Source organism: Zobellia sp. 1_MG-2023, from assembly GCF_030549125.1.
Lineage (GTDB): Bacteria > Bacteroidota > Bacteroidia > Flavobacteriales > Flavobacteriaceae > Zobellia > Zobellia russellii.
Map to the genome: position 1 here is coordinate 579,920 of NZ_JAUOSY010000001.1, position 14,401 is coordinate 594,320.

General features: G+C 33.8%; 10 protein-coding genes and 1 tRNA gene. 10 read left to right on the forward strand and 1 reads right to left on the reverse strand.

The genetic code is table 11. From position 1 onward, the window contains the following. Positions 1–49: 49 nt before the first annotated feature. Both Q4597_RS02355 and Q4597_RS02360 read left to right on the forward strand, forming a co-directional pair. A complete protein-coding gene (locus Q4597_RS02355; protein WP_215437101.1) occupies positions 50–850 on the forward strand; it encodes a universal stress protein in 801 nt (266 codons plus the stop codon). A 74-nt stretch (positions 851–924) separates the two neighbouring features. Beyond that, positions 925–1,001 (forward strand) — tRNA-Ala (locus Q4597_RS02360). 22 nt (positions 1,002–1,023) lie between these two features. Here the strand turns inward: Q4597_RS02360 and Q4597_RS02365 are convergent. Continuing rightward, positions 1,024–1,200, reverse strand: a complete 177-nt coding sequence (locus tag Q4597_RS02365; protein ID WP_303404597.1) for a hypothetical protein — start codon at positions 1,198–1,200, stop codon at positions 1,024–1,026. A gap of 171 nt (positions 1,201–1,371) precedes the next feature. On the opposite strand from Q4597_RS02365, the gene Q4597_RS02370 reads away from it, so the two are divergent. From Q4597_RS02370 to Q4597_RS02405, 8 genes are all read left to right on the forward strand, one after another. Then, positions 1,372–1,929: an RNA polymerase sigma factor gene (locus Q4597_RS02370; protein WP_215913572.1), complete on the forward strand. Its 558-nt coding sequence runs from the start codon at positions 1,372–1,374 to the stop codon at positions 1,927–1,929. 127 nt (positions 1,930–2,056) lie between these two features. Beyond that, complete coding sequence (locus Q4597_RS02375; protein ID WP_303404598.1) at positions 2,057–3,187, forward strand: FecR family protein; 1,131 nt, start codon at positions 2,057–2,059, stop codon at positions 3,185–3,187. Positions 3,188–3,357: 170 nt separating this feature from the next. Continuing rightward, positions 3,358–6,813, forward strand: a complete 3,456-nt coding sequence (locus tag Q4597_RS02380) for a TonB-dependent receptor (protein WP_303404599.1) — start codon at positions 3,358–3,360, stop codon at positions 6,811–6,813. Between the two features lie 18 nt (positions 6,814–6,831). Continuing rightward, a complete protein-coding gene (locus Q4597_RS02385) occupies positions 6,832–8,310 on the forward strand; it encodes a RagB/SusD family nutrient uptake outer membrane protein (RefSeq protein ID WP_303404600.1) in 1,479 nt (492 codons plus the stop codon). 202 nt (positions 8,311–8,512) lie between these two features. Then, on the forward strand, positions 8,513–9,697 hold the full coding sequence (locus Q4597_RS02390; protein WP_303404601.1) for a TlpA disulfide reductase family protein: 1,185 nt from the start codon (positions 8,513–8,515) through the stop codon (positions 9,695–9,697). Between the two features lie 9 nt (positions 9,698–9,706). Next, positions 9,707–10,903 (forward strand): TlpA disulfide reductase family protein, encoded by a 1,197-nt coding sequence (locus tag Q4597_RS02395; RefSeq protein WP_303404602.1) that lies wholly within the window; start codon positions 9,707–9,709, stop codon positions 10,901–10,903. Between the two features lie 82 nt (positions 10,904–10,985). After that, positions 10,986–13,796 carry a pitrilysin family protein gene (locus Q4597_RS02400; RefSeq protein ID WP_303404603.1) on the forward strand — a complete coding sequence of 937 codons (2,811 nt, stop codon included), beginning with the start codon at positions 10,986–10,988 and terminating at the stop codon, positions 13,794–13,796. Positions 13,797–13,937: 141 nt separating this feature from the next. Next, entirely contained in the window at positions 13,938–14,384 is a 447-nt protein-coding gene (locus Q4597_RS02405; protein ID WP_303404604.1) for a protein-disulfide reductase DsbD domain-containing protein, read from the forward strand. The last annotated feature ends 17 nt before the right edge of the window (positions 14,385–14,401 follow it).

The window sequence follows — 14,401 nt, forward strand, 5'->3', positions numbered from 1 at the left end:
TTCATTAGTTTTATTAAATCGTAAATTTAAACGATAAATCCGAAAACATATGAAACATATACTGGTACCTATTGGTATTTCCCCCGATGCACACAAGACTTTGCAATATGCCGTTGACTTTGCCGCACAATTCGATTCTGAAATTTACGTGATGGAAGTTTTCAATGCATCCGTAGGAGCCGGTAAAAGTTTAGCTAACGTTCCTCAAAAGCTTGCAGAGAGTGGCAAGGAACGGTTAAAGGAAGTCATAGAGAAAATAGACACAAAATCTATTGAAATAAAAATAGCCACTTACAACGGTGGTATTGTTGATGGACTGAAGGATATAGATAAAGAGTTGGGTATTGACTTGATAATCATGGCTCCCAGAAGTAACGATATTACCGAAGCGGTCTATCTTGGAAATACTTCCGGAAAAATCATAAAGCAAACGGATATACCAACATTGATAGTACCCAAGGGAAGTGTCTTTACTGCTCCGAAGGTGATTCTGACTGCGTTTAAATCAGGGATTTTAAAACGAAACCGTATTCTTAATCCATTATTGGAAATCAAGAAAAAATTTGGCTCTACCGTAAACCTTCTCTTGGTAAAAACACCAGGGTATACAGACTCTGACCTAAGAATAAACACGGCACTTATGGACGTTAGCTCTCAAGTAACGATGACAGAAGCCCCTACTACCTATTTGGGCGTGTTAGAGCGCTTTGAAGCACAACACCCAGATTTATTATGTGTATTTAGACATAAAAGAGGGTTCTTCAAGAAACTTTGGGAAAAGAACACCATACTTAAATCCGAGTTCTCTTCACGTATTCCGGTACTTGTACTAAGTGTAAAGAAGGATTAAATAGGTTGTTGCAATTACTTTGCTAACTATTTTGATACTTAGTAGAAAAGTATTTCCTTTGCGCCAGCCAAAATGGGGGATTAGCTCAGCTGGCTAGAGCGCTTGCCTGGCAGGCAAGAGGTCACCGGTTCGACTCCGGTATTCTCCACCAATATTCAAAGCTTCAAGAGTAATTACTTTTGAAGCTTTTTTTGTTTTATTCCGGTTTCTTTTAGCAGTGATATCTGAAAATAAATGCCCGAGCGTTTATCTGGGTTGCTTTTTAATTCGATTCTGCCACCCAATTTCTCAATAATAGCCCTAATAGTAGCCAAACCTATTCCCGTATCCGTAGGGTTTTCTTTCCGCAAAGTTTCGAATATGTAAAAGATTTACAAATTCATCAACTTGTATTAAGATTATAATTTTATGTTTATTGGAGATTTATAAAAATTTAATTATTCACAAATGTTTTCTTAATATTAATTTTTCATCAATATCTTATATAGATTTGTTAAAACAGATAACAGCTCCCTAAATTAATGAACCTTATTCTTGAGGAAATAAGAAAAAAAAACGAAAAGGTTTTTAAAAACTTTTTTGATAAGCATTATGAAGAATTTGTTGTTTATGCTAACGGTTATCTTTTTGATAAAGATTCCAGTGAGGACATTGTACAAGAAATTTTCATCTATATCTGGGAGCATGCAAATAAATTAAATATTGAAACTTCTCTAAAGGGCTATATCTATGCCATGGTGAGAAACAAATGCTTCAACTACTTAAAGTCCATAAAGATTACTGATAATTTAGAATTATTGGATTTTAATATCAATCTAATTACTGAGCATGTTTTTAATTCTACTTCAGAAGAAGATAAAGCAATTGTATATCATCAAATTTTAAGGATTGTAGATACACTGCCTGAAAAAATGCAACAAATTGTTAAACTGAAATTTTTGCACAACTATAAATATGCAGAAATAGCAAATGAATTAGGAATTTCTATAAATACAGTTAAAACCCAACTAAAAAGAGCAAAATCAAAAATTACCGAAATGGTAACAATTCTTCTTATGTTGCTTCAAATAAATCAGTAAAAATCCACTTTATCTGACTTAAATTCATATAGTTCTAAAATATTTTGAAAAAAATATATTTTTCTTGTCACCCATTATTGTCTAATTGTTGTCATAATGTTAAAGCATGGTTAAACAAGACAGCTAAATGGAATTCAAATTAATTTTAAAGAAACTCAATAACACCCTTTCAGATGAAGAAGCCATTATTTTTCGGGAATGGTATAATGAATCTGATCTTCATAGAGAATACTTTATTAGGGTTAAGGAAAATTACCAAGATGAAACTTTTTTAATTGATATTGAAAAAGGTTGGAATGCGATAGAAAAGAAAATTAACCCGGTTGTTGTTAAGAAAACTAACTATTTAAAGTATGCCGTTGCGGCATCTATTGTTCTAGTAATTTCTATCACTTTCTTATTTAAAAAGGAAAATGTTGAAAAAGGTGTCAATCCATTAGTCACAAATAACAATATTAACATAGGTACTGATAAAGCCACTTTAACCTTAGAAGATGGTACTGTAGTAGATTTAGAGAAAGGACAACAATATATTTCTGACAATTTAGCAAGTGATGGCCAAGAATTGGTCTACAAAGAACCAAGTACCTCACCAAAAGAAATTGTCTATAATTATTTAACTATTCCCAGAGGTGGTCAATACCATGTAATTCTATCAGATGGTACAGAGGTTTGGTTAAACTCTGAATCTCAAATAAAGTATCCTGTAACTTTTGCAAATGGAAAAACCAGACAACTAGAATTAGTCTACGGCGAAGCTTATTTTGATGTGTCGCCAAGTCATAAAAATGGCGGTTCTAAATTTAAAGTACAAACAGGAACACAAGAAGTGGAAGTGTTAGGTACAGAATTCAACATTAAAGCTTATAACGATGAAGAATATATCTACACCACGCTTGTAGAGGGAAAAGTTACCATCAAAAACAATAAACAAAAAGAGATTTTAAAACCTAAGGAGCAAGCTGTTCTTAAAATTAATGACAACAATTTTGTGGTAACAGATGTTGAAGTTTTCTCAGAAATAGCTTGGAAACGAGGCCTGTTTAGTTTTAAAAATAAACCGTTAAAAGACATCATGAAAGTGATGTCAAGGTGGTATGACGTTGATGTAGTTTTTGAAAATAAATCATTAGAACATATTGAATTTAAAGGTGTTATTGACAAAAACCAAAATATAGAAGATGTATTAACTCTAATTAAAAACACCAATTTTATAAATGGCTATGACATAAAAAACAATACCATTTTACTGAAATAATTAAAAATAAGGAGGAAGAAAGCATAGACCGTGGAAAGTATAAAGCTTTATCCCCCTTTTTAAATCACTAATTAATTAAAATGTTTAACTAACTAATAACGACCAAATTTATGGAAATTAAATTAACTCCGGTTTTTTTCTTGTATAGAAAAAAGCTACTTCTGAACATTATGAGAACAGCCATTTTCTTATTGTGCTTTAGCGTTTTTGGCGCAACACCTAGTAACGTTTTTTCGCAAAATGCTAAAATTAAAATTGACAAAAGTCAAACGGTAACTGTAGATCAGGTCTTTGACTTAATTATGAGTCAAACAGATTATACTTTTATTTATCAAGTAGATATGTTTGAAAATTTCCCGAAGGTAAAACTCACGAAAGGGACCATAGATGCCAATAAACTCCTCGAAAAAAGCCTGTCTAGCGGGCAGTTTAATGTTAGTCTAGCCAATAACAAAACGATAATAATTAAAGAAACCAAACAACAACAACAACAACAACAACAACAACAACAACAACAACAACAACAAACCATAACCGGAACAGTTACCGATAAAAGTGGTGTGCCACTTGCTGGTGTATTAATTGTGTATGGCGAAAACAACCAGGAAGGGTTTTATAAAGAAGGTGTCGGCACCGATTTTGATGGAAACTATACCTTAACCTACACACCTAAAGACAATAGAACACGGCGTATTTCCGCCATTTACCTAGGTTACCTAACCGCTACGAAACTTGTAGAAGACAGATCGGTCATTAATTTTGTTCTTGAAGAAGATATTAGTAAACTTGATGAGGTGGTTGTAGTAGGATATGGCAATACCGTTCGAAAAGATCTTACAGGTTCTGTTGGTTCTATTAAAAATCAGCAAGTAACCCAAGTGCAATCTCAAACCGTGGATCAAGCTTTAGTTGGCCAATTGTCCGGTGTATTTGTTGAATCTAATTCTGGGGCCCCTGGAACCGGGGCCTCTGTAAACATTAGAGGATTAAGTCAAATTATAGGGGATAATCAACCGCTCTACGTTATTGATGGTATTCCTATTGTTGTAAATCCAAATTTTGGATCAGGTGCTAGTGCAGGAAATAGAGAAAATCCGCTGTTGGCACTGGACCCAAATAATGTAGAACGTATTGATGTTTTAAAAGATGCATCTTCGGCTGCTATATATGGTTCTCGTGCTGCTAACGGTGTTATTTTAATCACTACAAAAAAAGGGAAACGCAATCAAGCGCCTCAGTTTAATTTTTCAACAAATACAACATTTCAAAACCCAACGCGGAAAGAAGATTATTTAAATGCCGAACAATACAAAGCATTTGCTTCAGAGCAAGCTCAAATAATTCTTGATGGATTACCACCATCCTTTCAACCCGCTTTTACAGTACCCTTTGCTATAATAAATGAACCTGAAAACTTTTTTGGAAAAGAAGATACAGATTGGCAGGATGAAATTCTGAATAAGGGCGCTTTATGGAATCAGTATAACTTTAGTGTTAACGGTGGTTCGGAAAAAACAAATTATTTTACCTCGGCATCGATAAATAATCAAGAAGGTCTTTTAATAGGAAATAAGTTTACAAAGTATAATTTAAGCGCAAATTTTGATTCTCAAATAAAAGATAATTTTAAAATTGGTGCCTCTATAAACTATACGTATGGCAAAAATAATCAATCTGGCCTTTTATCCTTAAATAATGGAAATTTTAGACCAGACCTAGGTGTTTTTGATACTGATGGTAACGCTACCGAAGTACAAACTAATAACGGTTTTAGAGGTCGTACTTTTATAAATCCAGTAGAAAATTTAGGTAAAGTTAGAGATCGGGCCATTTCGCAAAACGTTTTAGCTTCGGTATACGGAGAGCTTATTTTAGTTAAAAACTTAAAACTAAGATCACAAATTAATGTGGGTTTAAATAACGATAAAAGTTCAGTATTTCATCCGTCGTTTACCTCTAGTGCCATATTAGAATCTCAAAGCAGAAACTTTCAAGGCGCATTTAAAGCCAACCAAACTACAGACGGCTATACAACTTCGTTTAGCAATACATTAAATTACAATGCAACGCTTAATGAAGACCATCGCTTAGATGTAGTTGCAGGTTTGTCATGGGATAGATTATATTTAAATTTTGAAACTCAGAATTATTCTGGTTTTCCAGATGATTTTGAACTTACTGACATAAACTCTGCAACTGATGCCTATGATTTTGGAAGCAATACTTCCGAAACAGGTTTAAATTCTATTTTTGGACGACTAAATTATAACTACAAAGACCGTTATTTAGTTACGTTTACAGCAAGAAACGATACGTCTACAAAATTTGGACCCAACAACAGACGCGGTTTTTTCCCTTCCGCAGGATTTGGATGGAATATACACAATGAAACTTTTTTTAATAACGAAAGTTTTGTTAGTAGATTAAAACTAAGAGCGAGTTTAGGACGAACCGGTAATGATAACATACAGGCATTTTCGTACCAAGCTTTCTATACTACTTTAGGAATCGGCACATTTTATGACGGCATAAATGGTGTTTCTGTACAAGACTTGCCAAACCCAGATATACAATGGGAGACTACAGACCAACTAGATTTAGGATTAGAATTTGGGTTGTTCAATGGACGTATAAATGGGGAGGCTGTCTATTTTGAAAAGAATACAAGCGACCTTATTTTACTAACACCGGTACCACACGAAACCGGATTTCAAGATTTCTTTGGTAACGTTGCCGACGTATCCAACAAAGGATGGGAATTTAATATAGGTGCAGATGTTATTAGCTCCAAAGATTTTACATGGAATACTAATTTTAATATCTCTTTTATTAAAAATAATGTTGATGCTTTAAAAGGCGGAACCAATGAAAATGATCCGTTTTTACCAGCACTAAATGGTATTCAAGAAGGAGAACCCATTGGTTATATATTGGGTTACGATGTAGCAGGCATAGCACAAACTCAAGATGAAATAGATGCTTTAAATACAGCTGCTCCAAATGGGAATTATTTTAGTGGTCTAAGGGCTCCAGGAGATTATATTTTTAGAGATATTGATGGTGATGGAGAAATTACAGATAATGACCGCAAGAATTTAGGGGATATTAACCCAGATTATTTTGGGGGATGGAATAATAAGATAACATACAAAAACTTTGATGTATCATTCAATTTTCAATTTGTACAAGGAAACAGTAGGGAGTGGACCATCCCAAGCAGATTTGCAAATAGCAGAATAGATTTAAGTTTTAATCATCCCGTTCAAGTATTGGATACATGGAGTGAAAATAATACCTCTGCCACTTATGCAAGATTGGGTTCTAGTACACATAGACCATCTGGAGGTGCTACTTCAAAAGATGTACAAGATGGTTCTTACACAAGACTAAGATACCTTGGGTTGGGCTATAATTTGCCGCAAAATGTGGTTAACAATATGGGCCTTAGTACAGTTAGGTTCACATTAAGTGGCAACAATTTGCTTACTATCTCTAATTATCCCGGTCAAGACCCAGAGAACGTTACCGTAGCTCCAGGCGGCTCATCAATATCTAGAAGTACTGATGCAGGTTTTGCCTATCCACAGGCAAGAACATTCACTCTTGGAGTTCAATTAAGTTTCTAATCAGAAAAAATGTATCAAATGAAAACGATAATATATATATATACCCTGGTATTAATTCTAATGATTACATGTTTTAGTTCATGTGAATTGGCAGAAGAAATAGATGATTTTGAGCGCCCTTTTTCTTTAGGAGCTACGGAAATAACTAATGAATCTACTGCAGAACTTGCCTTAACTGGTATTTACGCTGGTTTTGGAACTTTTATAGGCGCAGGAAACCCACATATTTACATTATACCGTCATTATTAAGTGGTGTAGCGCAACCTGGTTTTAGTAGAGATGCTGAAAGTGAAGCCATTTCAATTAATGTTCCACTTGCAACGGGTACCGTTGATATGAGAGGTGGTTATGCAAGATTATATGGTATTATCAATAATGCCAATTGGTTACTTGAAGGGATTGAAGATATACCAGAAGCTACATTTTCTAACCCCGATAGAAAAACTGAAATCATCGCAGAGGCTAAAGGCATGCGTGCTACAGCTCACTTTTATTTATTACGTCTTTGGGGCCAATTTTATGATTTGAATTCTAATTTTGGAATCGTGGTAAAAACCGCTCCAGCAACATCAAATGAAGCATTTCCTAGAAATAACGTAGCAGATAGTTATGCTATTATTATGGAAGATTTAGACAATGCTATAGCACATGCGCCAGATTTAAGAGCTAAATACTTTATCAACAAGTCTTATGCAAAAGCTCTAAAAGCGAAAGTGTTATTATATCAAGGCAATTATCCTCAAGCTGCCGCATTAGCAAAAGAGGTACTTGACACTTCAGGTAGTGATTTTCAATTGGCCGCTACAGTTACTGAAATTTTTGACAATACTAATGAAGCCCTTTTTAATTCAAGCGAGCTTCTTTTTGGTTCAAGGGGGATTACAAATGAAGAAGATTTAAGGTTAGGTAATTTTTGGGGTGGAGATTATGCAGAACTTACTGATGATTATCGTAATATTTTTGCCGAAAATGTTGTAATTAATGGTCAAACTATTAGTTACGATGATAATAATCGGTTCTTTGAGGACTTCTCTGGAGGTACTGGTAAATTTGCAGAGTTTTTCTCTCCGGAAGAGACTTTTGAAATGCTATACCATATGCGTATCGCAGAACTATACTTAATTTATGCCGAAGCTGATGCTAGAGCAAAAAATACCGTTACTGCTGATGCACTAGGAGCTTTAAATGCTGTAAGAACAAGAGCTGGAGCTACTACAACTGGTGCTGATGGTTTTGAAACCTACCCAACAAATATTACACTACCTGAGTTTTTAGAAGCTGTTAGAGTTGAAAAATGGGTTGAGTTAGGTACAGAAATGGGAGAAGAATGGTTTGATTTGGTTCGTTATGATGCAGCTGATGGTTTTGGATCTGGTTTTCAAGTATCCGATGTTAAACCTTCTGCGACTGATCCTGATAAATTTATTTTACCTATTCCATCAGAATCTATTCAATCTGGAGGTAATGTTGTAGAACAAAACCCTGGTTATAATTAATTACTAAGTTTCCAATCATCTAAAAAAATTAGATGATTGGAAACTTTATAAAACCTTCACTTTTTTAACAATATCTAGTATGCCATATTTAATGGCTATACTCTCTTTTACATGCTCACTGATACTATTTTAGGTTGTAGCTATAATTAAGTATGGCGGTAATCTCTATATAATTAATTGTTTTAATATAAAATTTGATATAATGAAAAAACCATTCAAAAAAATATTTTTTGTGGTGCTAATTGTAATAATTGCGGTCGCTTGTAAAACGCAGGAAACACATCCTAATCAGTTTACTTTAACTGGAGAAATAAAAGGGTTGTCAGGTAATTTGTTCTTTAGGCACCCAGATAAAGAATACACAAAAGAAACTCCTCCAGATACGATTAAAGTTATAAATGGTAAAATTCAATTTTCTGACACTATTTCTAAACTAACGCTAATTACTGCTTATCCAGATTTTCAAGGTCCAGATAAAAAGATATTTAAGATTCCGGCTGATAGTCTAGGTTATTTCCCGGTTAAATGTGCTTATTTCATGTTTTACGCCTTTCCTGGAGCAGATATTCAAGTTTCAGGCGAAGCCACAGACTTTATGAATGCCTACCCTAGTGGCGATAAATTTAATGATGCTTTGGCTGCAGTAAATAAACTAACGTTTCCAAACTATAATGAAATGGGAAACATTGCTGTAGCTAATACACATGAAAAAGATTCATTAATTATAACTAAGAATGAAGAAAAGGCCAATAGCATCTTTGACCAGAATACAGATGAACTAGTTACCCATATTAAAAGCAACCCAAAATCATTGGCTGCCACGTGGTATTTAAATGATTTGTTACGAAGAAGACATATTGATGAAATACAAGCTGAAGCCTTATTTAATGGGTTATCAACAGATTTATCAGAACATGAAGATTATAAAACTATAGCCACCAGAATAGCGGGGATAAAGAATACCAAAGAAGGTTCTCCTGTTCCTTTAATTAAAACAACAGCTACATTAGATGGTAGTCAATTTAATATCAATTCATTAAGGGGGAAATATGTGCTTATAGATTTTTGGGGTGTTTGGTGTGGCCCTTGTGTAAAAGAAATGCCAGAAGTAAAAGTTTTTCAAGAAAAATACAAAGATAAACTGGTTGTTTTAGGCATTAATTCTGGGGACACGAAAGAAAAAGTCCAAAAATTTATTGATGAGAACAACTATGATTGGCAACAGATACTTAGCACCAAAAAGAACACCGCTGATAATTTTGTAACCCGATTTAACGTACAAGGCTTTCCAACAAAGCTTATAATCGACCCCAGAGGAAATATTGTAAAACGATTTGTTGGAGGAGGAGAGGATGCTTTTAAATTTTTAGAAGAATTATTAAAATAAATGCTAATCATGAAAATAGGATTTAAACCAAAATATACATTAACGTTTTGCTTAGTTGCAATATTTGCTTTTACGAATTGTAAAAAAGAAGTGCCTTTTGAGGGCTATACTATTACAGGAACTGTAAGAGGTCTAGACCTAGGCACAGTAAAATTATTAGAAACTAATTTTATAGATAGAGGAGCTGAGCCTATAATCATTGATAGCACCCAAATGACAAACGGTGTTTTTGAGTTCAAGGGAATTATTGAGCATCCAGATCGTGTATCCATAACAATAGGTGATGAATTTAGAAGTACATTCTTTTTAGAGAACAGTACTATTGATTTAAATTTTGATGCAACTGAGTCAAATCGTGGTGAGCTTAAGGCAAAAGTTACAGGTTCAGCATTACAGGAAATTTATGACCTACAGCAAGCGAAAATAGATAGCATCACGAACCAGGATAAATTTGCCATTTTAAAAACGATAAGACCCAAATTAGAAGTAGCCTATAAGTCTAAAGATGAAACTAAAATAGAAGCGTTTCAAGCATGGAGCAGTCAATTTAAAGATTTGCAAAACGAACAGCAAAATGAACGAAGATCTTTTATGATTCAATATGTAAAAGATCATCCAGAGTCTGCGGTAGCACCTTGGGTTTTAAACTTTCAGTTTAGCGAAGGACGCATGTCTAAAGAAGAAATGAAAACCATTTTCCCAATATTTAAAGGTGATGCCAAACATACTGCTATGTTTAAGTATTACGAGAAGACCTATAATGATTTGTTCAAAAACTTAGGAGAAGGAGCCATTGCTCCTGATTTTAAATTGAATGATGTAAACGGCAAGGAAATAACACTATCTAAAATAAATGCTAAGTACAAATTGGTTGATTTTTGGGCTTCTTGGTGTGTTCCTTGTAGAGCTTCTTTTCCACATTTGAAAGAATTGTACAAAACATACGGAAAAGATGGGTTTGAAATTGTTGGTGTTGGAACTGCTGATGCGGAAGAAAAATGGAGAAAGGCCATAGAAGAGGATAAAACACCTTGGATGCACTTAAATGACACTGGTGCAGACCATCAATGGGGTAAGGTTGCTAGGCAATATGGTGTGCCATTTTTACCAACTGCGTTTTTAATGGATGACAATGAAAAAATCATACTTAGAAATCCAAAGAAAGAAGAACTAGATGCCAAGTTAAAGGAACTATTTGGCCATTAATAAAAGTAGCATCCTTTGTTAGGGTAAATTAAGATTTTTACTCCATTGTAATTTAAATGAATAAATATAAAATAGTAATCAAATGATAAGTAAAACGTTTTTAAAAGCTCACGTCTTTATACTGTCAATGTTATTGACATCATTTTTCTTAAGTGCACAAGAATCTGCTTCAAAATTTACCAAAGTGACCGAGCTTGAGGGTATAGAAGAATATTTGTACACGCCTAATGGCATGAACATCTTATTAGTTCAAGATAATGCAGCTCCAGTAGTAACAGTACAAATTGTTTACCGCGTTGGATCTAAACATGAAGTACCAGGTAATACCGGTTCTACACATTTATTAGAGCATTTAAATTTTAAAGGTACACCTACCTTTAATAAACGAAAAGGTACATCCATCGATAGTAAATTGAATAGTATTGGAGCAAGAATGAATGCCACTACCTGGTATGACAGAACCAATTATTATGAAACCATTCCAAGTGACCATATAGAGACAGCACTTCATATAGAAGCAGATAGAATGCGAAATTCTTTATTATTAAAAGAAGATAAAGAATCAGAAATGACTGTGGTTAGAAATGAATTTGAACGCGGTGAAAATAACCCAAATAGTTTGTTAAATAAGGAAATGTGGGCTACAGCTTATATGGCACATCCTTATCATCATAATACTATTGGTTGGCGCTCAGACATTGAAAAGATGCCTATAGAAACATTAAGAGATTTTTATAATACTTACTATTGGCCAGATAATGCAACATTGACCATTATTGGAGATTTTCAAAAAGAATCACTTTTTAATTTAGTTGACAAGTATTTTGGTAAAATCACTAAGGCACCACATGCTATGCCTCAGCCTTATACAACAGATCCAGATCAATTGGGGCCAAGAAGAATAACTATTAAGAAACCTGGTCAACAAGGCATAGTGTCTATAGGGTATAAAATACCAGGTAGAATGCATGATGATTTACCTGCATTACAAGTATTAAGTCAAATTATAGGATCTGGAACGTCTTCTATACTTAATAAAACATTTGTAGATACAGGTATAGCTCTTTTTGGGTATTCAAGCGCTTCAGAGTTTAAAGAAGTAGGATTATTGAGTGTTTCGCTAGGCATTACTCCAGATAAAGATCATGAAGAGATAAATGAACAATTACTTGAGATGATAGCCACAGTAAAAAACGATGGTGTAACTCAAGAAGATGTTAATCGCATTGTTGCAAAGCTTAATGCGCAAACCATTTTATCTAGAGATGGTTCGGGCAGTATTGCACGGGAATTAAATGAAGCCATCGCAGGAGGCGATTGGAAAGACTACATTAATGCAAATAAAAGGCTTAGTAAAGTTACAGCAGAGGATGTAAAACGTGTTGCAAATACGTATTTATTGGAAGACCAAAGTACAACAGGCTATTTTATCCCAAAAGTACCAGGAGAGAATGAGGCTATAAGTCAAAAGCCTGCCAACTATATACCTAATAATGATAATAAATATTTTTATAGAAATCCAGAGCATCCAAAAGAAGATTGTCATACAGATTCCAAGATACTATCTCAAGAAGAAATTTCTGAGATTACCTCAGCATACCAAACCATTGAAATATCTAATAAAGGAGAGAAGTTTACTCGAAAGAACATTGTAGGAATTGATGTAATTACTGCCAAAACTGGAGCAAAAGATTTTTTAACCGTATCAGCAAGTTTTCCTATAGGAGATTATTTAAATACAAATGGTAATGAAATGGTGCCATCCTTAACAGCACAAATGCTAAGTAAAGGCACCTTAAATAATGATAAATTTCAATTTTCTCAAAAACTCGAAAAGTTAGGGGTTACATTAAGAGTTAGCGCTGGCACTCATAATATGAGTATAGGTTTTAAGTGCTTGAAAAAAGATTTATATGAAGTTGTTACTTTATTATCTGAAGAATTAAGATTTCCACTATTTGATGAAAAAGAATTCAACCTTCTAAAACAGCAAAATGAAGGCAGTATGAAACGCGGAATAACAGACCCTGGAACACAAGGTTCAATCGCGCTTTCGCAAGCTGTATACCACAAAGGACATCCTAACTATACTACCGATATTAAAGAATCAATTGATGATTTAAACAAGGTGACTTTAGATGAATTAAAAGCGTTTCATAAAACCTATTTTGGCCCAGAAGACATGCATTTAGTAGCTGTTGGAGATGTTGACACTAAAGTTTTGTATAAAGCTCTTAAAGTAGCTTTCAAAGGATGGACGGGAGGAGTTAAAGCTAAGGCTAATTTTGAAAAATCAAATAAAGCTGATGCTTTGACTAAAGTAATTACAATTCCTCAAAAACCAAGTGCAGAAATGTATATAGGACAGTATACAGGAATTCAAAGAATGGATGAAGACTTTTTACCCCTTTATATGGGTACAAGTATTTTAGGTGGTGGATTTTCTGGGAGACTTATGCGAACTGTAAGAGATGAAGATGGCTTAACTTATAGCATCAACGCAAGGCATTCTGGTCATAATTATGCAGATGGTTATTGGTATGTTAATGCCTCTTTTAACCCAAATTTATTTCAAAAAGGCCTAGATGCAACCTTGGTACAAATTAAAAAATGGGTTGATGAAGGCGTAACAGAGGAAGAATTAGTCGCTAAAAAAACAAATCTAACAGGAAGTTTTAAAGTTAGCCTTTCTACTACTGGTGGCTTAGCTGGTGCTCTTTTAGACTTTGTTGAAAGAGGTTTAGAGCCTAATTATATCGATCAATATACTAAAGATATTGAAGCAGTAACTTTAGAACAAATCAATAGTACCATCAAAAAGTATATAGATTTAGATAAGTTAATTACAATCAAGTCGGGTTCGTTAGATGATAACGGTAAGCCTTTGAAGTAGACAGTATTATCTTTCGTTTTATGAACTTTAAATGGTTTGAATTAGCTAACCAATAAATTAAATCAGAATAGAAAGATAAAAAAGGGTTGTTTATCAAAATAACCCTTTTAAAAAATTTAAAAACAACCTTAAATTAATACAATGAAAAAAGCTGTTCTAATACTCGTCTTATTAGTTTTTGCAACTGGTAATTCACAAATTTTAGAACCTGTAAAATGGTCAACAAAGGTCGTAAAGATTTCAGACAAGGAATATGATTTAATGGCCATAGCTACCATTGATGCAAAATGGCATTTATATTCACAAACAGTACCCGAAGACGGGCCTATTCCAACAACTTTTTTATTTAAAAGTAGCACCAATTATTTAAAAAAGGGCAATACAAAGGAGGAAGAAGGGCATACGATTAGCGATCCTGTTTTTAATATGGAAATTAAATTTTTTGAAACTAAAGCTTTATTTAAGCAGCGCATTTTAATAAAAGAAAAAAAACCATTTAAGGTTAATGCAACTGTAGAATTTATGGTTTGTGATGATAGTAGATGCTTACCACCTACCGAAGTTGATTTAGTTTTTAATATCAAATAGCGTAAAGTACATTTCAT